Source organism: Mycolicibacterium stellerae, assembly GCF_003719305.1.
GTDB lineage: Bacteria > Actinomycetota > Actinomycetes > Mycobacteriales > Mycobacteriaceae > Mycobacterium > Mycobacterium stellerae.
In genome coordinates this window covers 89,976-106,167 of sequence record NZ_RARC01000009.1, presented here as the reverse complement: position 1 = coordinate 106,167, position 16,192 = coordinate 89,976, and the positions used below count along the sequence as shown (strand labels likewise).

The window sequence follows — 16,192 nt, the reverse complement described above, 5'->3', positions numbered from 1 at the left end:
CTTATGGCTCCGGCCCGACAACCCCGGGCACGTGCGTCGGCGCGTCTGCTGGCAGGCTGATGGGCTGTGCCAGGCAAAGCCCCGACGGGTCCGTTCGCCGCTGACGATCGCGTGCAGCTCACCGACGTCAGGGGTCGGCACTACACCGTCGTGCTCACCCCCGGTGGGGAGTTCCACACCCATCGCGGAGCGATCGCCCACGACGCCGTGATCGGGCTGCCTGAGGGCAGCGTGGTCAAGTCAGCCAACGGCGATCCCTTCCTGGTCCTGCGCCCGCTGCTCGTCGACTACGTGATGTCGATGCCCCGCGGCGCTCAGGTGATCTACCCGAAGGACGCGGCCCAGATCGTGCACGAGGGCGACATCTTCCCCGGCGCCAGGGTGCTCGAGGCCGGCGCGGGGTCGGGGGCGATGACGTGCTCGTTGCTGCGTGCCGTCGGGCCCGAAGGCCGGGTGGTGTCCTACGACGTGCGTGACGACCACGCCGAGCATGCTTCGCGCAACGTCGCAACTTTCTTCGGCGCGATGCCCGAGAACTGGGACCTGGTCATCGCCGACGTCGCCGATTACAGCGGACCCGAGGTGGACCGGGTCGTGCTGGACATGCTTGCGCCATGGGAGGTGCTTGGCAGGATCGCCGACGCATTGGTCCCCGGCGGCGTGCTGGTCGTGTACGTCGCGACGGTGACCCAGCTGTCGCGCACCGTCGAGGCGATGCGCGAGCAGCAGTGCTGGACCGAACCGCGGGCGTGGGAAACGATGCAGCGTGGCTGGCACGTCGTCGGCCTGGCCGTGCGCCCCCAGCAGAGCATGCGCGGGCACACCGCATTTCTGATCAGCGCGCGAAAGCTGGCCCCCGGTGCCGTCGCCCCGATGCCGGTGCGACGCAAGAAGCAGCTCTAGTCGTCGTCGCTGCGCCGCAATCCACGCCGCGCCGACAGCAGATCCATTTCCGGCCGGCCGGCGACCAAGCGCTCGGCGGCGTCGAGCACGTCCACGACGTGCGATCGGTCACCCGATACGACGGCCAACCCGACGCCGGCGCGACGGTGCAGCTGAGCCGATCCGGTCTCCGCCGCGGAAACGCCGAACCGCCGTTGCAGTTCGGCGATCACCGGGCGCACAGCCGACCGCTTCTGTTTGAGCGAATGGACATCCCCGAGCAACAGGTCGAACTCCAGCCAGCCGATCCACATACGGTCATGGTCACGGAGGAGGCGAGGTGGCGGTCGCCCCTTCGCCGAATTCGAGAAGCAGATTGGCGGTCTTACGGGTCAGCTGCCATCCGTCGCGGACGGGCTTGAACTCCATGGGAAAGCTGAACTTGCCTGGCGGCTTGTTGGCGGTCGTCACGTTGATGGTCGCCACGACGTTTCCCGCCTCGGAATCCGACCACTTCAGGTCGACGGCTTCGAACGTCAGCGGCAGGGCGCCGTTGTCGGCAAGCGCCTTGCCGAACTTGTCCAACGCCGAGGCGTCGTCGGCGGTCGCCAACTCCACGAGGCCGATCTTGTCGGCGCCCGGCACGGCGGGATCCGACAGCCGGGCCAGCACATCGGTGAGCGCCTGGGGTGGAGGAAGCGGAGAAGAGACGGGCGGTACGACGGACGTCGTCGCGGTCGCCGCCGCAGGCGGTTCAGCGGCCGGTGGCGCGTCGCTGCTGCACCCGCAAAGCCCGAACGCCGCCACCAGTGCGGTGACGGCGCTCAGGAATGCGGTACGGCTAGGCACCTGGAAAGTGAACTCAGCCCACCAAGTCGCCGAGGGCGAACAGTGACTGGCTCGACAGCTGCCAACCGGTGGGGCTCGGGCCCTGCACGAAGGTCAGCGGCATCGAACGGACCTCGCCGGTGCTCAGGGTCGCCGTGACGTTTGCGGTGGCCAAGTTGCCATTGAGGTCGGGCTCGTCGACGGTGGCGGTCAGGGGCAGGTAGCCCTTGGCGACGGCGTCGTTGTACTTGACCTCGACGCCCTTACCGGTGAACCGGCCAAGGCCCTGGATGTAGGAGGACTTGCCGGCAAACGAGCCGCCGGAGCCAAGGGTGTTGACGGTCTGGGTCAGCGGACCGATCAGATCAGGCGCGGGCGTGGCAGGCATGGGAATGTCCCACACGACCGGCGCTACGGCCGGTGAGGCGGTGATGGTGCCGGATGCAACCGACGTCACACCCGCAGCTGCGCCGCCGACGACGGCGGCAGCTGCAACGCCGGTTACGAGGGTTTTCAGGATCACGGCTGTCCTTTCGATTGGACCGAGTCGAGCTTCAGGTTAACAAGTGTTGCTGGTGTGTCGAATCCCTACACCGCACACAAAGGCTGAATCGCCGGTAGCGTTGAAGTTGTTACTGCACCAACTACGGGTGCAGGGAGGGAGCGCAACATGAGCGAGTCAGAGCGTTCTGAATCCTACGGGACACCGATGTCCAGCGATGAAGCGGCCGAGCTGGAGGAGCTCCGTCGAGAGGCAGCGGTATTGCGCGAGCAGCTGGAGAACGCGGTAGGACCGCAAAGTGGCCTCCGTAGCGCCCGTGATGTGCACCAGCTGGAGGCGAGGATCGATTCGCTCGCTGCCAGGAACTCCAAGCTGATGGAGACCCTCAAGGAAGCCCGCCAGCAGTTGCTTGCGCTGCGCGAGGAGGTGGACCGGCTCGGTCAGCCACCGAGTGGCTACGGCGTGCTGCTCGGCGTCCACGAGGACGACACCGTCGACGTCTTCACCTCCGGCCGCAAGATGCGGCTGACGTGCTCGCCGAACATCGATACGAAGGTATTGAAGCAGGGTCAGACGGTCCGTCTCAACGAGGCGCTGACGGTCGTGGAGGCCGGAAAATTCGAGTCGGTCGGAGAAATCTCCACCCTGCGCGAAATTCTTGCCGACGGACACCGCGCGCTCGTGGTGGGTCACGCCGACGAGGAACGCATCGTCTGGCTGGCCGAGCCCCTGGTGGCCACCGCCGACCTTCCCGACCGTTACGACGACGATCGCGACGACGACCTGCGGCCACGCAAGCTGCGGCCCGGCGACTCGCTGCTCGTCGACACCAAGGCCGGCTACGCGTTCGAGCGCATCCCCAAGGCCGAGGTCGAGGACCTGGTGCTGGAAGAGGTGCCCGACGTCAGCTACAGCGACATCGGTGGCCTTGGTCGCCAGATCGAGCAGATCCGCGACGCCGTCGAGCTGCCGTTCCTGCACAAGGAGCTCTACCGGGAGTACTCGCTGCGACCGCCGAAGGGCGTGCTGCTGTACGGGCCTCCTGGTTGCGGAAAGACGCTGATCGCCAAGGCCGTGGCCAATTCGCTGGCCAAGAAGATGGCCGAGGTGCGAGGCGACGACGCCCGCGAGGCGAAGTCCTACTTCCTCAACATCAAGGGCCCCGAGCTGCTCAACAAGTTCGTCGGTGAGACCGAGCGTCACATCCGGCTGATCTTCCAGCGGGCCCGAGAGAAGGCGTCCGAGGGCACCCCGGTGATCGTGTTCTTCGACGAGATGGACTCGATCTTCCGCACCCGCGGCACGGGCGTCAGCTCCGACGTCGAGACCACCGTGGTCCCGCAGCTGCTGTCGGAGATCGACGGTGTCGAGGGCCTGGAGAACGTCATCGTGATCGGCGCGTCCAACCGCGAGGACATGATCGACCCCGCGATCCTGCGGCCCGGCCGGCTGGACGTCAAGATCAAGATCGAGCGCCCTGACGCCGAAGCGGCCCAGGACATCTACAGCAAGTACCTCACCGAGGACCTGCCGATCCACGCCGACGATCTCGCCGAGTTCGGCCGTGACCGCGGGCTCTGCATCAAGGCGATGATCGAGAAGGTCGTCGACCGGATGTACGCCGAGATCGACGACAACCGGTTCCTGGAGGTCACCTACGCCAACGGTGACAAGGAAGTCATGTACTTCAAGGACTTCAACTCCGGGGCGATGATCCAGAACGTGGTGGACCGCGCCAAGAAGAACGCGATCAAGTCGGTGCTGGAAACCGGGCAGCCAGGCCTGCGCATCCAGCATCTGCTCGACTCGATCGTGGACGAATTCGCCGAGAACGAGGACCTGCCAAACACCACCAATCCCGATGACTGGGCGCGGATCTCGGGCAAGAAGGGCGAGCGGATCGTCTACATCCGCACGCTGGTCACCGGCAAGTCTTCGAGTGCTTCACGGGCCATCGACACCGAGTCCAACCTGGGTCAGTACCTGTAGGAGCGCCTGCGCACCGCGAGCGCCCCTGTTTGTACGGCGACACGCCGACTCGAGGCGTGCAAAAGGGGTCGCTCGCGGAGTTTGGGGAGCTACCGTCGCGTCATGTCCGATGACGACATCGCGGTGATCGACGGCGTATTCGGCAAGCGCTACGGCGAGGTGCTGCTTGTGCATGTCGGCGACGCCGGACCGACAGCGACGGTATACAACACCTTCCCGCTCAACGACTGTCCCGCCGAGCTCTGGGACAAGCTGGACGCGAAGGCCATCGCCGACGAGAACGACGCCGTCGCAGCACTGATGAACGGACCCCGCTACTGGTTGATGAGCAGCATCGGCAAGAAGGATCCGGAGACGATGGTGCGCAAGATGTTCGGTGGCCTCGAGATGAATCGACAGGCCACCGTGCAGCTCAGCTCGATGAACCCGGCGCCGTACAGCGAGAACAAGGTGGACCGCAAGGCGGTGTTCACCTTCGACGCCGGCCGGGAGATCTACGAACTCCTCGATCCAGACGGCAGGCGCTGGGTCATGCAGACCTACAGCCAGACAGTTGATCCGGCGCTGTCACTTCGCGACCTACCCGGCCTCGCGAATCGCCTGTCGCTGCCCCCGGAATGGAGCTACCAGGCGCGCACGCCGAGTTCTGCGGTCGTCGTGGACACCACGGGGCACGACGCGTGCGTCACGCAGGACGACCTTGCGAACAGCTACTCATTGCAGGCGTGAAGCCGTTTCGATCTCGCGATAGGCGTCGCGGCCTGCCAGGCTGGTCGCCACATCGGACACCAGCGGGTCAAAGAATCGCTGCCGGTACAGCGGGTCGACGCTTGTGCTCACGGTGAAGTACAGCCCGGAGAGCACCGCGACGAACAGCGATGTGTGCACCACGGTCTGCGGTATCGGGATGTGAACGCCGAACCATGTTCCCGCGCATGGCGGTTGGCCGACACGGCAGGTTTCTTCGGCGGACCACAACACGGTAACGTCGTCAGGAATGGCGATGATGCCCAGCGCGAGGAAGAACGCGAACAGACCAGCGGTGAAGAACACCACCTGGATCGCCTGTGACACCACCATCACGGCGACCACGTTGATCTGCTCGGCTATCGACAGGGGTGTGCGGGTCGGCTGATGACCCGCTTCGGGTTCCAGCGGTGTGCCCGCAAGCAGCTTGGCGGGGTCGTGTTGTTCGGCCCGATCGTCGCGCAGCGCATGCACCTCGTCGCGAATCGTGGTGACCATGAATACGATTGCCACGATGGCAAGGAATCCGACTGTCTGCCATAGCCTTTGGCGGGTCATCCGAGCGGCCAGCTGCCACAGCTCACCGGTGAAATACACCACGACGGTCAGCATCAGCAGTGGCAGCGCACGGCTCATCAGGGTGCCCAACGCGCCAACCTGCACCAGTGCGTACCGGAACGCCCACAACGCGATAGCCCCGAAGCCGAGGTAGGTCAGCCATACCGCCAGCAGCGCCACGAGCGCGAACCCGAAGATCTCGGCGGCGGCGAACCCGGAGAAACCGCTGTCGGCGAACGGAAGCCCGAACACGAAGAGCGCCATCACCAGAAGGGCCGCCGAGCGCCTGCCCGCCTTGCCCAGCGTGGTGCCACTCTGGTGCAACAGATACAACGCGACCGGGGCGGCGATCAGCAGCAGGGTGAGCACCCCGAGCCGAATCACATTGCCGTAGTCGGGGTCGCCGCCGGTCAACTCGGCGAGCATCATCGTCAGCGAGATGACGGCGCCGACGCCACTGACCACCGGTGCCGACCGCTCGATCAGCGCGCGCGACCGCACCCGACGGGTCAACACCAGCGGCAACCCGCGATGCAGAAACCACTGATTCACCTCGCGCATATTCGGCACGGCAAACATTGTGCGCGAGAGATGGCGAAATTCCAGTGCGAATGGTGGACTGGTGCCGATGCGTCGACGACGGCCGTGGAGTTGGGGTATATCCGCGCGCTCGGCTCTGGTGGCAGCCACCGTCGTGTTCGTCGCCCTCACCGCGGCGGGCGCGATACTCGCCGCGGTGCTGTATCGATCGATGCTGTCCGGAATCGACAGCACCGCAGCCGCGCGCGTCGGCGAAGTCGCGGCGGATCTGCAGGCCGGTGGGGCGGCGGGCCTCGATCCCGGGCTGCTCGGCACCGACCAGCGGATCCTCGCCGTGCAGGTCATCAAGCCGGACGGCAGCGTCGTCCGGCGCTCGCCCTCCGCGCCGGACACGCCGATGGTGCCCATCTCCGAGATCGGCGACGGGCTGCACATCGGCTTGCCCGAGCACGAGTCGCCCTACGGTCAGATCCGGTTCAGCGCGCAGACGGTGGACGGTCCCGGCGGCCGCTACACCGTGCTGGTGGCAGAGGGCAGCCAGGTCGTCTTCGCGACGGTGAAAGCCGTCGTGATCGCCCTTGCGGTGGCGGCCCCGATCGTCGTTCTGGTGTCCGCGGCGGTCACCTACATGCTGGTGTCGCGGTCGATGCGCTCGGTCGACGACATCCGGTCGCGGGTCGCCGAGATCAGCACGTCGGATCTGACCGAGCGGGTGCCGGTGCCCGAGAAGCGGGACGAGATATCGGCTTTGGCGCTCACCATGAACGAGATGCTGACCCGCATCGAGGCGGGCCATTCCGCTCAGCAGCGGTTCGTCGGCGACGCGTCACACGAGCTGCGCAGCCCGCTCACCACGATCATCTCGGCGTTGGAGGTCGCCGTCACGCACCCCGAGCTGCTGAACAGCGAGCTGGCGGAGACCACGCTGATCCCCGAGGCGCACCGGATGCAGGCCCTCATCGATGACCTTCTTCTGCTGGCCCGTGCCGACGAGCGCGGGCTGACCATGGCCCACGACGACGTCGACCTGGACGACCTGGTGGCATCGGAAGTGCAAAGGCTTTGTCGTCATGCGTCTTTGAACATCACGGCCGATGTGACGCCGACGCGTCTTGTCGGCGACGCGGTCCGGTTGTCGCGGATGTTGCGTAACCTGCTCGATAATGCGGCGAGACACGCTGCCTCCGAGGTTTCAGTCGGCGCACATGCGTGCGGTCAGCACGCGGTGCTCATCGTCGACGACGACGGTCCCGGCATCGCGCCGCAGGACCGGGACCGGGTCTTCGGTCGCTTCGTCCGGCTCGACGCAAACCGCTCGCGGAGTGCCGGCGGTGCCGGTCTTGGTCTGGCGATTGTGCGGGAAATCGTTGCGGCACACCAAGGCAGTGTCGCGATCAGCGACCGACCTGGCGGCGGCGCACGGGTGACGGTTCAGTTGCCGTTGGCGTATGCGCCCGACTCGAGTCGGTAACCGACGCCGCGGATCGTCTCGATGGTGTTGGTGCCGAAGGGGATATCGATTTTGCGGCGGACATAGCCGACGTATACCTCTACGACGTTGTCCGGTCCGCTGTAGTGCGCATCCCAAACGCTCTGCAGAATCTCGGTTTTCGTGACGACGGTGTCCTTGTGGCGCATCAGGAATTCCAGGAGCCCGTATTCCCTCGGTGTCAACCGAATCACCTTGGCGGCCCGTTCGACCACCCGCCGCGCGGGGTCGAGCGTCAACGTGCCTGCTGTCAGGACCGCGGGCCGTTGCGGTGCCCCACGACGCACGAGCGCCCGAAGCCGCGCGACGAGCACGATGAAGGAGAACGGTTTGGTCAGGTAGTCGTCGGCGCCGAGGTCGAAGGCGTCGGTCTGGTCGTAGTCACCATCCTTGGCCGTCAACATCAGCACCGGCGTCCACACCTTGCGCGCCCGCAGCCTGCGAAGCACCTCGTAGCCGTTCAAGCCCGGCAACATGATGTCCAACACGATGACGTCGAAGTCGTTCTCCGCGGCCTGCCACAGCCCATCGACGCCATTGGACACGTGCACGACGAGGAAACCCTCGGCGCGCAGTCCGATGGCGAGCGTCGAGGCGAGTCGTTCCTCGTCCTCGACGATCAGCACCCTCATGGCGCGAAACTACGCCATATCCCACGGTTCGCCGTAGGTGGTGACGCTGTCACCGGCCGACGAGATCAGACGGGCGAACGGACGCAGCAGCACGCCGCCGGCCGCACCGGTCACGGTGCCGTGCGCGTTGGAGACCGCCACACCGTTTGCCGGGCCTGCCACGTCAACCGAGAAGGTCGCAACCTCTTGGATGCCGGGGCCGTTGCCCAGGTCAGCGCTGATCGACACACCGGGGAACAGGTTGGGCGTGATGACCGAGCCCAACGGGTTGAACACCGGGAACAGCGAGACGTCGTCGAGCAGGATGTTGGGGGTGGTGTAGCTGAAGTTGATGCCAACGCCCAGCGACCAGGGGAAGCCGATCTGGTAGCCCAGCTCCAGCGTGCCCTCGAATTCGTCGGCGCCAGGACCCGAGACGATGTACTTGGCGCGACCCGAGTGGAACCACTCACGGGTCAGCCGGTTGCGGTCCAGCGGAAACACGCCGTTGAGGAAGGTATCCCACTGCTGGATCGTCAACGTCCGATCCTGACCGTCAACCAGGCTCAGCTCGTTGTCCAGTCCTGCGTGTGAGGTAGCGCTGCTCGAAAAAAGAGCCGCGACCGCCAACACCATCGCTACGACCATCCGACCGATTACCAACATGTTCTCCCTAAGCTGTTGTCCACCCATGAAAAGTGCACTGTCAGTTCGTCGTTGATCTGCAGGCATGCGACCCTGACAAGAGGTCGCTGTGAAATCGCTAAGAACGGGTTACGAACCGATGCCCGAAACCGCGGCACGGTAGCGGCTGCGCGCCACCAGGGTTAGCCGGAGATCGTCGATGAGCGGGTCAAGGAAGCGGGCTCGATAGTCCTTGTCGCCGACGGCCCGCGCGCTGACGTACATGAACGTCATCGCGGCAAGGAACATGCTGATCTGAATCAGCGCCTGCGGGACGGGCAGCGTCATCCCCAGGATCTGCCCGTCGCTCGGACCGTTTCGTGTCCACTGCGCCAGCAGTTGCGGGCTCAGCAGGATCAGACCGAGCACGAAGAAGATCAGACCGGCGACGATGGCCACCAATCCGACCTGAAGCACCTGCGATGTGGCGAGCACGAACACCACGTTGATTCGCTCCGTCCTGGACAACGGATAGCCGGCCGCCGGGTGGGGCATTTTCTCGAAGGGCGTGCCGGTCAATCGGACGTTGTCGTCTGAGGATTGGCGGTCTCCCGCCAACATCGGGCGCACCCGTTCCACTGTCGCCGACGTGATGAACGCGGTCGCGATCATGGCGAGAAATATCAGGGCCAGCCATAGCCTGCCGCGACTGATGGTCGACGACATCGACCACACGTACGTATTGAAGAAGACCAGGACGGTGAGCAGGACGACAGGCAGCGCGCGCACGAAGAGCGCGCCGACCGATGCGACGTTTTCCATGGCGGTGCGCAGACCCCACCCCAGGATGGACCCGACGCCGCATGCGGTGAGCGCCAACGCGACGACGATCACGATGCCCTCGAACACCAAATTTGTCAGCACTCGCGCGCTCGGGCCACCGAGCACGCCCGCGGCGATCGCCACGCCGACAGACACCGCCGACACCACCGTGCGGGTGCGCGCACTGCGGATACGCGAGACGAGCCAACCGACCGTCGCCGCGACAGGGAGTACCAGTATCAGCAGCGCCAGGACGAACCACTCTGTGCGGGTTGGCTCCCCGTTGATGTCGATCGTGTGCTTGCCGGTGACCAGCACGACGAGGATGGAGTTGGCCATGCACACCGCGAACGCCGCCAACGCGGGCGCACAGCGCGGCCACAGTCGCCGCACCAATGCGCCAGGCCGGAGCACAGCGGGCAGTCCTCGCTCGAGGAACCAGCGGTCGGCAGCGCGCCGTTGCGCGGGAGTTGTCTTCTGCTGCTCCGGTGGCACGGTCGCAGGCTACTTCGACACGTCCCCTAGTCTGGGGATATGCAACGGATTATCGGGACCGAGGTCGAGTACGGCATCTCCTCGCCGTCCGACCCGACCGCGAATCCGATCCTGACGTCGACGCAGGCCGTGCTGGCCTATGCGGCCGCCGCGGGCATTCAGCGTGCGAAGCGCACCCGGTGGGACTACGAGGTGGAATCGCCGCTGCGCGACGCTCGAGGCTTCGACCTGAGCCGGTCTGCGGGCCCGCCACCGGTGGTCGACGCCGACGAGGTCGGCGCGGCCAACATGATCCTGACCAACGGCGCGCGGCTGTACGTCGACCACGCGCATCCGGAGTATTCGGCGCCCGAGTGCACCGACCCGATGGACGCGGTCATCTGGGACAAGGCGGGTGAGCGGGTGATGGAGGCCGCGGCGCGCCACGTGGCCAGCGTGCCTGGGGCGGCGAAGCTGCAGCTCTACAAGAACAACGTGGACGGCAAGGGCGCGTCATACGGTTCGCACGAGAACTACTTGATGTCGCGCCAGACGCCGTTTTCGGCCGTGATCGCGGGTCTGACGCCATTCTTGGTATCCCGCCAGGTGATCACCGGCTCAGGCCGGGTGGGCATCGGCCCATCGGGCGACGAACCGGGCTTCCAGCTGTCGCAGCGCTCCGACTACATCGAGGTCGAGGTCGGTCTGGAGACCACACTCAAGCGCGGCATCATCAACACCCGCGACGAGCCGCACGCCGACGCCGACAAGTACCGGCGGCTGCACGTCATCATCGGTGACGCGAACCTCGCCGAGACCTCCACCTATCTCAAGCTCGGTACGACGTCGCTGGTGCTCGACCTGATCGAAGAAGGCATCGACCTCACCGACCTGGCCCTTGCCAGGCCCGTGCACGCCGTGCATGTCGTCAGCCGCGACCCGTCGCTGCGTGCCACCGTTGCGCTGGCAGACGGCCGGGAGCTGACTGCCCTTGCGCTGCAACGGATTTACCTCGACCGGGTGGCCAAGCTGGTGGACAGCCGCGACCCCGACCCGCGTGCCGCCGACGTCGTGGCGACCTGGGCGAACGTGCTCGATCTGCTGGAGCGGGACCCGATGGAATGCGCCGAGATCCTGGACTGGCCTGCGAAACTCCGGCTGTTCGAAGGTTTCCGCAGCCGAGAGAACCTCAACTGGTCGGCGCCGCGCCTGCACCTGGTCGACCTGCAGTACTCCGATGTGCGTCTCGACAAGGGGCTCTACAACCGGCTGGTCGCGCGCGGGTCGATGAAGCGCCTGGTCACCGAACAGCAGGTGCTCGACGCCGTCGACAACCCGCCGACGGACACCCGCGCATACTTCCGTGGCGAGTGCCTTCGCCGCTTCGGCGCCGACATCGCCGCGGCCAGCTGGGACTCGGTCATCTTCGACCTCGGCGGCGATTCGCTCGTCCGGATTCCAACCCTCGAGCCGTTACGGGGCAGCAAAGCCCATGTCGGAGCGCTGCTGGACTCCGTGGACAGCGCTGCCGAATTGGTAGAACAGCTCACCAACTAGCCCCGCTATCCCAGGCAATCCGGCCACCGAACGGTAGTGTGGAGGAACCGACGGGCGGCGACACAGCCCGCCAGCAAGGCTTAGACGATGGGTGGAGGCAGCGATGGCTCAGGAGCAGACCAAGCGTGGTGGTGGTGGCGGCGAGGACGACGACCTCACCGGCAGCACGGCCGCCGGGCAGGAGCGTCGCGAGAAGCTGACCGAGGAGACCGACGATCTGCTCGACGAGATCGACGACGTTCTCGAGGAGAACGCCGAGGACTTCGTGCGTGCGTACGTCCAGAAGGGTGGCCAGTGAGCTGGCCGCAACGCGATCAGCTGCACTTCCCATCGCCCCTTCCCGGAGCACCTTCAGTACCGGTAAGCCTGTCGTCCTTTTCTGAACTGCTGCGGCGTCAGGCGCCAGAACTTCTGCCCATGAACAGAACCGGGTCGCAGCATCAGACCGTCGCAGCGGGTGACGCGCTGCCACACGGCACCACGATCGTCGCGCTGACGTATCCCGGCGGCGTGGTGATGGCCGGCGACCGCCGCGCGACGCAGGGCAATATGATCGCCAGCCGTGACGTGAAAAAGGTGTACATCACCGACGACTACACCGCGACGGGCATCGCGGGCACTGCGGCGATCGCCGTCGAGTTCGCCCGCCTCTACGCCGTCGAACTCGAGCACTACGAGAAGGTCGAGGGTGTGCCGCTGACTTTCCCCGGCAAGGTGAACCGATTGGCGACCATGGTGCGGGGCAATCTCGGTGCGGCACTGCAGGGCTTCGTCGCGCTGCCGTTGCTTGCCGGCTACGACCTCGACGATCCGAACCCGCAGGCCGCGGGGCGGATCGTGTCGTTCGACGCGGCCGGTGGCTGGAATTTCGAGGAAGAGGGCTATCAGTCCGTCGGGTCCGGCTCGATCTTCGCCAAGTCCTCCATCAAGAAGCTGTACTCCCAGGTGGCCGACGCCGATTCGGCGCTCCGGGTGGCGATCGAGGGACTGTACGACGCCGCCGACGACGACTCCGCGACCGGTGGACCGGACCTGGTCCGTGGCATCTACCCGACCGCGGTGACGCTGGGAGCCGATGGCGCCGAGGAGGTTTCCGAGGAACGGATCGCCGCCCTGGCTCGTGAGGTCATCGAAAGTCGCTCCGGTGAGGACACATTCCGCCACACCTCCGGACCGTCGACCGATGCGCGGGGCGACTCGTGAGCTTTCCGTATTTCATCTCGCCAGAGCAGGCGATGCGCGAGCGCTCGGAGCTCGCCCGTAAGGGTATTGCGCGCGGTCGCAGCGTGGTGGTGCTCGCATACGACTCCGGCGTGCTGTTCGTCGCCGAGAACCCATCGCGCTCGCTGCAGAAGGTCAGCGAGCTGTACGACCGGGTGGGGTTCGCCGCGGTCGGCAGGTTCAACGAATTCGACAACCTGCGCCGCGGCGGCATCCAGTTCGCCGACACCCGCGGCTACGCCTACGACAGGCGTGACGTCACCGGCCGCCAGCTGGCGAATGTGTATGCGCAGACGCTCGGCACGATATTCACCGAGCAGGCCAAGCCCTACGAGGTCGAGTTGTGTGTGGCCGAGGTGGCGCACTTCGGCGAGACCAAGGCGCCGGAGCTCTACCGCATCACCTATGACGGCTCGATCGCCGACGAACCCCATTTCGTGGTGATGGGCGGCACGACCGAACCGATCATCGAGAAGCTCAAAGAGTCCTACGCGGAGAACACCAAGCTCTCCGAGGCGGTGAAGATCGCCGTCGAGGCCCTCAAGGGGGGTGGCAACGGTTCCGAGACCCGCAGCCTCGGGCCCGACACGCTCGAGGTCGCCATCCTCGACGTGAATCGCCCCCGGCGGGCTTTCCGGCGCATCGTCGGTCCCGCGCTGGACGCGGTGCTGCCGTCCGACGAAGGGTCCGAAGCCGCGGCCGAATAGGTCGCTGACGCCGTCCGGCCTTCCCCGAGACTGCGCACAGATCGAGTGACGCGTCGAGATCGCGATCTCCCAGCAGGCTCGGCGCCGTATTCCGCGTGTCCCGGTTGACGTCGCATGTCCGCCGAGGGACGATATGTTGCGCACTGCACAACGCGTTGCGCCATGAGCAACAGTCCAAGGATCGGCTCATTCATGCCAAAAGTCGTCGTCATCGGCGCCGGGGTCGTCGGAGCGGCCCTTGCCGACGAGCTCACCGCACGCGGGTACACCGACCTGACGGTGCTTGACCGGGGCCCGCTGTTCACCACGGGTGGTTCGTCCTCACATGCGCCGGGTCTGGTCTTTGCGACCAACCCGTCGAAGACGATGAGCGCGTTCGCCGGCTACACGATCGAGAAGTTCTGCTCGTTGGAACACCGCGACGGCTGGGTCTTCAATCAGGTCGGCGGTCTCGAGGTGGCCACCACCCCCGAGCGCATGGCCGACCTGCACCGCAAGGCAGGCTGGGCGGCGGCATGGGGGATCGAGGGCCGGCTGCTGAGCCGCGCCGAATGCGTACAGATGCATCCGCTGATCGACGCCGATCGCGTGCTCGGCGGCTTTCACACGCCCGCCGACGGGCTGGCAAAGGCCGTGCGCGCCGTCGAAGCCCAGGCCGCACGCGCCACTGCCCGCGGCGCCAGGTTCGTTCCGCACACCGAGGTCGTCGGAATCATCGACAAGGGCGGCAGGGTGGCCGGTGTCCGTACGACCGATGGTGTGGTCGACGCCGACATCGTGGTGTGCGCGGCGGGATTCTGGGGCGCCCAGCTGGCCAAGCAGGTCGGCCTCGTCGTCCCGTTGGTGCCGATGGCCCACCAGTACGCCCGCACCGGACAGATCGCCGCACTAGTCGGCCGCAACACCGAGCAGTCGGAGGCCGGCCTGCCGATACTGCGCCATCAGGACCAGGACGTGTATTTCCGCGAGCACGTCGACCGCCTCGGTATCGGCTCCTACAGCCACCGGCCGATGCCGGTCGACATGTCCACGCTGATGGCCGATACCGCCGGTGAGCCGATGCCCTCGATGCTGCCGTTCACCGAAGAAGACTTCGCACCCGCCTGGTCTGCCGCCGCCGAACTCATTCCGGCCCTTGGTGATTCCAAGGTCGAAGAGGCGTTCAACGGCATCTTCTCGTTCACCCCCGACGGCCTCTCGATCATGGGTGAGCACCGCGATCTGAGCGGGTTCTGGGTGGCCGAGGCGGTGTGGGTGACACACTCCGCCGGTGTCGCCAAGGCGACAGCGGAATGGATCGTCGACGGCACTCCGTCGATCGACGTGCACGAATGCGACCTCTACCGGTTCGAGGACGTGGCCCGCAGCCCCGAGTTCATCATGCAGACCAGCTCGCAGGCCTTCGTCGAGGTCTACGACATCATTCACCCCTACCAGTTCCGTGAGGCGCTGCGCGGCCTGCGCACCAGTCCGTTCTACGACCGGCAGAAGCAGCTCGGCGCCTTCTTCTACGAGGGCGCGGGCTGGGAACGGCCCGCATGGTTCGAGGCGAACGCCGAACTGGCGCAACGGCTTCGCAACGATGGGCTGCCGTTCCCGGAGCGCGACGACTGGTCGTCGCGGTTCTGGTCGCCGATCTCGATCGCCGAGGCGCAGTGGACCCGTGAACGGGTCGCGATGTACGACATGACCCCGCTGACCCGCTACGAGATCGCAGGCGCAGGAGCGGCGGCATTCCTACAGCGGATGTCCACCAACAACGTCGACAAGAGCGTCGGCTCGGTCACCTACACGATGCTGCTCGACGAAAGCGGTGGGATCCGAAGCGACATCACCGTCGCCCGACTCGCCGAAACCAGGTTCCAGGTCGCCGTCAACGGACCGATGGATTTTGACTGGTTGCACCGCCACCTGCCCGACGATGTGACGCTTCGCGACATCACCGGCGGCACCTGCTGCGTGGGAGTGTGGGGTCCGCGGGCCCGCGACATGGTGGCGCCGCTGTGCCCCGACGACCTGTCACACGAGAAGTTCAAATACTTCCGCGCACTGCAGACCTACCTCGGCGCGATCCCTGTCACGATGCTGCGGGTGTCCTATGTCGGCGAGTTGGGTTGGGAGATATACACCAGCGCCGAATACGGTGCCGCGCTGTGGGATCTGCTCTTCGACGCCGGTCGACCCCATGAGGTGATCGCCGCGGGGCGGATCGCGTTCAACAGCCTGCGTATCGAGAAGGCCTACCGGCTGTGGGGGACCGACATGACCGCCGAGCATCAGCCCGCCGCCGCGGGTGTGGAATTCGCGGTGAAGATGGCCAAGGATGACTTCATCGGCAGGGCGGCGCTGGAACGGGCGGCCGCGCCGCAGAAGTTCCTGCGCAGCATCGTCTTCGACGACCCGACCGCCGTCGCACTCGGCAAGGAACCGGTCTTCGTCGATGACCGATGTGTGGGATATGTGACCAGCGCCGGGTATTCGCCGACGGTCGGCCGCACCATCGCCTACGCCTGGCTGCCCGCCGAAACCGGGGTGGGAGACGATGTGACCGTCGACTATCGCGGCACCCGGTTTGCGGCCACCGTGGCGGCCGAACCGGTCGTCGATCCCGAGATGGCGCGGATCAAGAGGTAACGCACGC

16 protein-coding genes are annotated in these 16,192 nt (G+C 66.0%); 9 read left to right on the top strand and 7 right to left on the bottom strand.

The genetic code is table 11. The features are described 5' to 3' along the window. The first annotated feature begins 66 nt into the window (after nucleotides 1-66). Nucleotides 67-903 (top strand): tRNA (adenine-N1)-methyltransferase, encoded by an 837-nt coding sequence (locus D6M19_RS13885; RefSeq protein ID WP_123025803.1) that lies wholly within the window; start codon nucleotides 67-69, stop codon nucleotides 901-903. Here the strand turns inward: D6M19_RS13885 and D6M19_RS13880 are convergent. The 3 genes from D6M19_RS13880 to D6M19_RS13870 are packed head-to-tail and all read right to left on the bottom strand — an operon-like array spanning nucleotide 900 to nucleotide 2,233. Then, nucleotides 900-1,196 carry a DUF503 domain-containing protein gene (locus D6M19_RS13880; protein ID WP_123025802.1) on the bottom strand — a complete coding sequence of 99 codons (297 nt, stop codon included), beginning with the start codon at nucleotides 1,194-1,196 and terminating at the stop codon, nucleotides 900-902. The two genes, D6M19_RS13885 and D6M19_RS13880, sit on opposite strands and share 4 nt — an antisense overlap. Nucleotides 1,197-1,206: 10 nt before the next feature. After that, nucleotides 1,207-1,731 (bottom strand): lipoprotein LppK, encoded by a 525-nt coding sequence (locus D6M19_RS13875; protein ID WP_123025801.1) that lies wholly within the window; start codon nucleotides 1,729-1,731, stop codon nucleotides 1,207-1,209. A 13-nt stretch (nucleotides 1,732-1,744) separates the two neighbouring features. Beyond that, on the bottom strand, nucleotides 1,745-2,233 hold the full coding sequence (locus D6M19_RS13870) for an MTB12 family secreted protein (protein ID WP_123025800.1): 489 nt from the start codon (nucleotides 2,231-2,233) through the stop codon (nucleotides 1,745-1,747). Between the two features lie 147 nt (nucleotides 2,234-2,380). On the opposite strand from D6M19_RS13870, the gene arc reads away from it, so the two are divergent. Then, nucleotides 2,381-4,201, top strand: a complete 1,821-nt coding sequence (arc, locus tag D6M19_RS13865) for a proteasome ATPase (protein ID WP_123025799.1) — start codon at nucleotides 2,381-2,383, stop codon at nucleotides 4,199-4,201. A gap of 102 nt (nucleotides 4,202-4,303) precedes the next feature. After that, nucleotides 4,304-4,930 carry a hypothetical protein gene (locus tag D6M19_RS13860; RefSeq protein WP_206428522.1) on the top strand — a complete coding sequence of 209 codons (627 nt, stop codon included), beginning with the start codon at nucleotides 4,304-4,306 and terminating at the stop codon, nucleotides 4,928-4,930. Here D6M19_RS13860 and D6M19_RS13855 read toward each other — a convergent pair. Beyond that, complete coding sequence (locus D6M19_RS13855; RefSeq protein ID WP_123025798.1) at nucleotides 4,916-6,085, bottom strand: hypothetical protein; 1,170 nt, start codon at nucleotides 6,083-6,085, stop codon at nucleotides 4,916-4,918. The two genes, D6M19_RS13860 and D6M19_RS13855, sit on opposite strands and share 15 nt — an antisense overlap. 49 nt (nucleotides 6,086-6,134) lie before the next feature. Here D6M19_RS13855 and D6M19_RS13850 point away from each other — a divergent pair, with 49 nt between their 5' ends. Continuing rightward, entirely contained in the window at nucleotides 6,135-7,517 is a 1,383-nt protein-coding gene (locus D6M19_RS13850) for a sensor histidine kinase (protein WP_123025899.1), read from the top strand. On the opposite strand, the gene D6M19_RS13845 is transcribed toward D6M19_RS13850, so the two are convergent. The 3 genes from D6M19_RS13845 to D6M19_RS13835 form a co-directional block, all read right to left on the bottom strand. Continuing rightward, entirely contained in the window at nucleotides 7,478-8,167 is a 690-nt protein-coding gene (locus D6M19_RS13845; protein WP_123025797.1) for a response regulator transcription factor, read from the bottom strand. The two genes, D6M19_RS13850 and D6M19_RS13845, sit on opposite strands and share 40 nt — an antisense overlap. Before the next feature lie 9 nt (nucleotides 8,168-8,176). Continuing rightward, the gene (locus tag D6M19_RS13840; RefSeq protein WP_123025796.1) at nucleotides 8,177-8,812 is read right to left on the bottom strand and encodes a porin MspA; all 636 of its coding nucleotides are present in this window, start codon (nucleotides 8,810-8,812) and stop codon (nucleotides 8,177-8,179) included. A gap of 108 nt (nucleotides 8,813-8,920) precedes the next feature. After that, the gene (locus D6M19_RS13835) at nucleotides 8,921-10,087 is read right to left on the bottom strand and encodes a hypothetical protein (protein WP_123025795.1); all 1,167 of its coding nucleotides are present in this window, start codon (nucleotides 10,085-10,087) and stop codon (nucleotides 8,921-8,923) included. A gap of 39 nt (nucleotides 10,088-10,126) precedes the next feature. On the opposite strand from D6M19_RS13835, the gene dop reads away from it, so the two are divergent. The 5 genes from dop to D6M19_RS13810 all read left to right on the top strand — a co-directional run bounded on the left by dop (nucleotide 10,127) and on the right by D6M19_RS13810 (nucleotide 16,185). Next, complete coding sequence (gene dop, locus D6M19_RS13830; RefSeq protein ID WP_123025794.1) at nucleotides 10,127-11,623, top strand: pup deamidase/depupylase; 1,497 nt, start codon at nucleotides 10,127-10,129, stop codon at nucleotides 11,621-11,623. A 103-nt stretch (nucleotides 11,624-11,726) separates the two neighbouring features. Further along, the gene (locus tag D6M19_RS13825) at nucleotides 11,727-11,921 is read left to right on the top strand and encodes a ubiquitin-like protein Pup (RefSeq protein ID WP_046365221.1); all 195 of its coding nucleotides are present in this window, start codon (nucleotides 11,727-11,729) and stop codon (nucleotides 11,919-11,921) included. Continuing rightward, the gene (gene prcB, locus D6M19_RS13820; RefSeq protein ID WP_164478480.1) at nucleotides 11,918-12,826 is read left to right on the top strand and encodes a proteasome subunit beta; all 909 of its coding nucleotides are present in this window, start codon (nucleotides 11,918-11,920) and stop codon (nucleotides 12,824-12,826) included. Before D6M19_RS13825 ends, prcB begins: the two co-directional genes overlap by 4 nt. Then, on the top strand, nucleotides 12,823-13,551 hold the full coding sequence (prcA, locus tag D6M19_RS13815; protein WP_123025792.1) for a proteasome subunit alpha: 729 nt from the start codon (nucleotides 12,823-12,825) through the stop codon (nucleotides 13,549-13,551). Before prcB ends, prcA begins: the two co-directional genes overlap by 4 nt. Before the next feature lie 192 nt (nucleotides 13,552-13,743). After that, the gene (locus tag D6M19_RS13810) at nucleotides 13,744-16,185 is read left to right on the top strand and encodes a GcvT family protein (protein ID WP_123025791.1); all 2,442 of its coding nucleotides are present in this window, start codon (nucleotides 13,744-13,746) and stop codon (nucleotides 16,183-16,185) included. Nucleotides 16,186-16,192: the final 7 nt, after the last annotated feature.

What these genes read in the sequence shown, in the direction of transcription:
- D6M19_RS13880 (WP_123025802.1), bottom strand. Translation starts at nt 1,196, where the DNA reads ATGTGGATCGGCTGGCTGGAGTTCGACCTGTTGCTCGGGGATGTCCAT.
- arc (WP_123025799.1), top strand. Translation starts at nt 2,381, where the DNA reads ATGAGCGAGTCAGAGCGTTCTGAATCCTACGGGACACCGATGTCCAGC.
- D6M19_RS13860 (WP_206428522.1), top strand. Translation starts at nt 4,304, where the DNA reads ATGTCCGATGACGACATCGCGGTGATCGACGGCGTATTCGGCAAGCGC.
- D6M19_RS13855 (WP_123025798.1), bottom strand. Translation starts at nt 6,085, where the DNA reads ATGTTTGCCGTGCCGAATATGCGCGAGGTGAATCAGTGGTTTCTGCAT.
- D6M19_RS13850 (WP_123025899.1), top strand. Translation starts at nt 6,135, where the DNA reads ATGCGTCGACGACGGCCGTGGAGTTGGGGTATATCCGCGCGCTCGGCT.
- D6M19_RS13845 (WP_123025797.1), bottom strand. Translation starts at nt 8,167, where the DNA reads ATGAGGGTGCTGATCGTCGAGGACGAGGAACGACTCGCCTCGACGCTC.
- D6M19_RS13840 (WP_123025796.1), bottom strand. Translation starts at nt 8,812, where the DNA reads ATGTTGGTAATCGGTCGGATGGTCGTAGCGATGGTGTTGGCGGTCGCG.
- dop (WP_123025794.1), top strand. Translation starts at nt 10,127, where the DNA reads ATGCAACGGATTATCGGGACCGAGGTCGAGTACGGCATCTCCTCGCCG.
- D6M19_RS13825 (WP_046365221.1), top strand. Translation starts at nt 11,727, where the DNA reads ATGGCTCAGGAGCAGACCAAGCGTGGTGGTGGTGGCGGCGAGGACGAC.
- D6M19_RS13810 (WP_123025791.1), top strand. Translation starts at nt 13,744, where the DNA reads ATGCCAAAAGTCGTCGTCATCGGCGCCGGGGTCGTCGGAGCGGCCCTT.